Origin of the sequence: Testudinibacter sp. 'clade 2', assembly GCF_006227735.1 — a bacterium.
In the GTDB taxonomy this organism is placed as follows: Bacteria; Pseudomonadota; Gammaproteobacteria; order Enterobacterales; family Pasteurellaceae; genus Chelonobacter.
The window spans coordinates 1-4,569 of sequence record NZ_VDHB01000122.1 but is presented as its reverse complement, the minus strand read 5'-3'; the positions used below and the strand labels follow the sequence as shown (position 1 = coordinate 4,569).

The 4,569-nt window shown below is 44.1% G+C and carries 5 protein-coding genes; all 5 read left to right on the top strand.

Annotated features, from left to right (window positions below):
• Positions 1-140 precede the first annotated feature (140 nt).
• The 5 genes from ung (at position 141) to pfkA (ending at position 4,352) form a co-directional block, all read left to right on the top strand.
• Positions 141-818 carry a uracil-DNA glycosylase gene (gene ung, locus FHQ30_RS09870; RefSeq protein WP_139611774.1) on the top strand — a complete coding sequence of 226 codons (678 nt, stop codon included), beginning with the start codon at positions 141-143 and terminating at the stop codon, positions 816-818.
• 92 nt (positions 819-910) lie between these two features.
• Entirely contained in the window at positions 911-1,684 is a 774-nt protein-coding gene (gene yaaA / locus FHQ30_RS09865; protein WP_139611775.1) for a peroxide stress protein YaaA, read from the top strand.
• A gap of 16 nt (positions 1,685-1,700) precedes the next feature.
• Positions 1,701-2,288, top strand: a complete 588-nt coding sequence (locus tag FHQ30_RS09860; RefSeq protein WP_139611776.1) for an HI_0983 family protein — start codon at positions 1,701-1,703, stop codon at positions 2,286-2,288.
• A gap of 33 nt (positions 2,289-2,321) precedes the next feature.
• A complete protein-coding gene (locus FHQ30_RS09855) occupies positions 2,322-3,221 on the top strand; it encodes a cation diffusion facilitator family transporter (protein WP_139611777.1) in 900 nt (299 codons plus the stop codon).
• A gap of 165 nt (positions 3,222-3,386) precedes the next feature.
• The gene (pfkA, locus tag FHQ30_RS09850) at positions 3,387-4,352 is read left to right on the top strand and encodes a 6-phosphofructokinase (RefSeq protein WP_139611778.1); all 966 of its coding nucleotides are present in this window, start codon (positions 3,387-3,389) and stop codon (positions 4,350-4,352) included.
• Positions 4,353-4,569 lie beyond the last annotated feature (217 nt).

The window sequence follows — 4,569 nt, the reverse complement described above, 5'->3', positions numbered from 1 at the left end:
ATTTTAAGTTTAGCGGAAATAGTATTTTGACACCTACTCGTTGGACACAGAGAAAATCGGTATTAGGCTTTTTGCCGATCTTTATTCTATAATTTTGTTTAATGGAATGACCGGAATCAAGATAAGGTAGAAAAATAGTGATGAAAACATGGACAGAAGCGATTGGCGAGGAAAAAAAACAGGCTTATTTTTTGCAGATTCTTGAGCGAATCGAGCAAGCCAAAAAGAGCGGTAAAACCGTTTATCCGCCACACGATGAAGTGTTCACCGCTTTTCGTTTGACCGAATTTGATCAAGTAAAGGTGGTGATCTTGGGGCAAGACCCTTATCACGGACCAAACCAAGCACATGGGTTAGCTTTTTCGGTGAAAGTCGGCATTGCGCCGCCGCCGTCGTTGCTGAATATGTATAAAGAGTTGGAAAACGATATTGAAGGATTTCAGATTCCCCAGCACGGCTATTTAGCCGCTTGGGCTGCACAGGGGGTGTTGTTGCTGAATACGGTGCTGACGGTAGAACGTGGGCAGGCACATTCGCATGCGGATTTCGGTTGGGAAACCTTTACCGACAAAGTAATCGCTCAGTTGAACCAACAGCGCGAACATCTGGTCTTTTTGTTGTGGGGCAGCCATGCCCAGAAAAAAGGGCGTATTATCGATCGTCAGCGTCATCTGGTGTTAACAGCACCGCATCCGTCGCCGTTGTCGGCTTATCGCGGCTTTCTCGGCTGTCGCCATTTTTCTCAAGCGAATACCTATTTGCAACAGCAGGGGCAAAGTGCGGTTGACTGGCGCTTGCCTTTGACACTAGATAGTTAAATTGCCAATTGTACGAACAGTTGAAAGCCATTAGAGAAATTATGCGAGTTTTGTTACAATCGCAACCTGTTTAACTTATTGATGGAAGCACCATGTTAGCGATTATTTCCCCGGCGAAAACCCTCGATTTTCAAGCGAGGACACCGCAGTTTGAATTCACCCAACCGAGCTTGACTGACTATAGCCGTCAGCTCATTGAGGTTTGCCGTCAATTGACTCCGGCACAGATCGGTTCGTTGATGAGCATCAGTGATAAACTAGCGGGGCTGAATGCTGCCCGGTTTGCCGACTGGCAAATTGAGCATAACCAGAGTAATGCCAAAGCAGCGATTTATGCGTTCAAAGGCGATGTTTATACCGGTTTGGCAGCAGAAAGTTTAAGTCATGATGATATTTTGTATGCGCAACAGCACTTGCGGATGTTGTCGGGGCTTTATGGCTTGTTAAAACCGTTGGATTTAATGCAGCCCTATCGTCTAGAAATGGGCACTAAGTTGGCGAATCCTAACGGCAAAAACTTGTATGAATTTTGGGGCAGCGTAATTACTGAACAGTTGCAAACAGCGCTGGATCAACAACAGGATAAGCTATTGATTAATCTAGCATCGGATGAATACTTTAAAGCGGTGAAGCCGGCTGAATTAAACGCACGGATTATCAAACCGATCTTTTTAGATTATAAAAACGGCAAATATAAAATCATCAGTTTTTATGCCAAAAAAGCGCGTGGTTTAATGTGCCGCTATTTGATTCAAAATCGCATCAACAACGCCGAAGCACTGAAAAACTTTGATTTGGGGGGGTACTGGTTTGACGAAAGTCAGTCGGGTGCTGACGAGTGGGTGTTCAAGCGCGATGCACAATAAAAATAAGGAAGTCAGTATGTGGCGCTACAGTTTATTATTGGTAGTTTTGTTGGCAGGATGTGTTACAAGACCGAGTGTCACAACACCGACCACACCAGATAACAGCAAGGTTTTTCGCCCGGCTAGTGAAGTCGTGTTAGACGGCAAGACCTTTGTGCCGAGCAAAACAGTAGATCTGATTGAAATGGTGAAATACGTTTATGAGCCGAAAGCAGGCACTAAAGGGGCGCTAAGCCGAGAAAAAGTAACCCTGTTTTTTGATAAAAACCTACGGCATATCAATTTACAGCAACGAATGGCGTTGCGTCAGCGCAGTTATCAGCGCAGCACAAACAGCATCGCCGATCTGTCTATTCAAGATAATACACTGTATTCTACCGTGATTTATCGCCCTAGCGCGCAGTACGACTATTGGGGGGTAGAAGTTGCTAAAGGGCGAGATCTCAGTGATTGCGGCTTTTTAGAACTGCAATATGCTTATGCGCAGAATAAACCGAAAGTAATCAATGATGAGAAGGCTTTTTTGAACAGCCAAATTTACCCCAATGCTCGTCAATATTTGTCTAAATTGCAGCAGCAACCTTGGTTGTGGCAGTGTGAATAACAGACCATAAACAATAACGTATAGAATGCCATTATGTATGAAAAATATAGTCGCTTGGTGCGCCGAGCTTCATTGTTGGCGGTGGCGACCGCACTTTGCCTAATTTTAATCAAGAGTGTGGCATGGTGGCAGACCGGTTCGGTCAGTATGCTTGCCTCGATTATTGATTCATTGCTTGACTTGCTGGCCTCGTTTACCAGTATGTTGATTTTGCGTTTTTCGCTGATGCCGGCGGACGACAATCACTCTTTCGGTCACGGCAAGGCGGAATCATTAGCAACCTTGATTCAAGGGGCGTTTATTTCGGGTTCGGCAATTTTACTGCTGCTGCAAGGTGTTGAAAGGGTGATCAACCCGCAGCCATTGCAAGCGGCGGGTCTTGGGATCGCCGTAACCGTGGTAACACTGTTGATGACCTTGGGGTTGATCCGATATCAACGTTATGTGATCAAAAAGACTCAAAGCCCGGCAATTAAGGCGGATCAACTGCACTATCAAACCGATTTACTGATGAATGTGGCAGTGTTGTTGTCATTGGGATTGAGTGCCTTTGGTTATGTGTATGCCGATGGTATTTTTGCACTGATTATTTCGGTATATATTTTAATCAGTGCGCTGAAAATGTTGCTAGACGCGGTGCAGCTGCTGCTCGACCGAGCTTTGCCGGACAGCGAAATTGAGCTGATTTGGAAAATTGTATCTGCACAAGATAATATCATCGGTGTGCACGATTTACGCACTCGTCGTTCCGGTGCTGTGCGTTTTATACAATTGCATTTAGAATTGGACGATCATCTACCGCTATGGCGTGCGCATCAAATCACTGATAATCTGGAAAACCGTTTATTGATGGCGTTTCCGATGTCGGATATTATTATCCACCAAGAGCCGACCTCAGTGGTGCAGCAAGAGCCGCAGGCAAGGCAAAAATAAACTGTTTTCGGTTTGTCATAAAATCAAGACATAAGATTGTAAAAATGTTAACAAACAATAAAAAAATAGCAGAAATATGATTTTTTTATAGAGAGTCATTCAGGGATCGTGTACTCTACGCACAATTATTTTAATCGTTTAAATTAAATTAGAAGGTAACTCAACATGGTACAAAAAGTTGCTATTTTAACCAGCGGCGGAGATGCGCCGGGTATGAATGCGGCAATTCGCGGCGTGGTGCGAGCAGCGCTGTTCGAAGGAATGGAAGTATATGGCGTATATGATGGATATCAAGGACTTTATAACAATAATATCAAAAAGTTAGAACGTTTTTCTGTCTCGGATATTATTAGTCGTGGTGGCACATTTTTAGGCTCAGCGCGCTTTCCTGAATTTAAAAAACCGGAAGTGCGGGCTAAAGCGGTAGAAAATTTGAAAGCGCACGGAATTGATTCATTGGTGGTGATTGGTGGTGACGGTTCCTATATGGGGGCTAAATTAATTACTGAAGAGTATGGTTTCCCATGTATCGGGATTCCTGGCACGATCGATAATGATGTTGCCGGAACGGATTATACCATTGGTTATCAAACCGCACTTGAAACCGCTTTGGAAGCGATTGACCGTTTGCGTGACACCTCAAGTTCACATCAACGGGTTTCGATTATTGAAATTATGGGTCGCCACTGTGGGGATTTAACACTGGGTGCAGCGATTGCCGGTGGCTGTGAATTTATCGTGATTCCAGAACGTCCGTTTGAACGTGAAGCGTTGATCAAGAAAGTTGAATACGGTTTTCAAAAAGGTAAGCGCCATGCAATTATTGCAATTACCGAACATATTTGCGATGTTAATGAATTGGCGAAAGAGATTGAAACCCGGGTTAAACTGGAAAGCCGAGCCACAATTTTAGGCCACGTTCAGCGTGGTGGCTCACCTTGTGCCTTCGACCGTATTTTGGCTTCACGTATGGGGGTTTACGCGGTGGAATTGCTGATGCAGGGCATTGGCGGACGTTGTATCGGTATTCAAAATGAGAAGCTGGTCAACCATGATATTATTGATGCCATCACCAATATGAAACGTCCGTTCAAAGCGGATTGGTTTGAAGCTTCAAGAAAATTGTATTAATCGTTTGATTAGACGATTAGACGATTAGACGATTAGACGATTAGACGATTAGACGATTAGACGATTAGACGATTAGACGATTAGACGATTAGACGATTAGACAGGTAAAACCCGCTGATTTAGCGGGTTCAGATTATTGACAAAGATATTTGATGAGGCAAGGTAGGGGCGGATTATATATCCGCCCGTTTGCGAAGTGCTATATAAGCACTTAATC

Bases quoted from the DNA above. Each gene is read 5' to 3' on its own strand.
- FHQ30_RS09855 (WP_139611777.1), top strand. From the start codon at position 2,322: ATGTATGAAAAATATAGTCGCTTGGTGCGCCGAGCTTCATTGTTGGCG.
- FHQ30_RS09860 (WP_139611776.1), top strand. From the start codon at position 1,701: ATGTGGCGCTACAGTTTATTATTGGTAGTTTTGTTGGCAGGATGTGTT.
- pfkA (WP_139611778.1), top strand. From the start codon at position 3,387: ATGGTACAAAAAGTTGCTATTTTAACCAGCGGCGGAGATGCGCCGGGT.
- yaaA (WP_139611775.1), top strand. From the start codon at position 911: ATGTTAGCGATTATTTCCCCGGCGAAAACCCTCGATTTTCAAGCGAGG.
- ung (WP_139611774.1), top strand. From the start codon at position 141: ATGAAAACATGGACAGAAGCGATTGGCGAGGAAAAAAAACAGGCTTAT.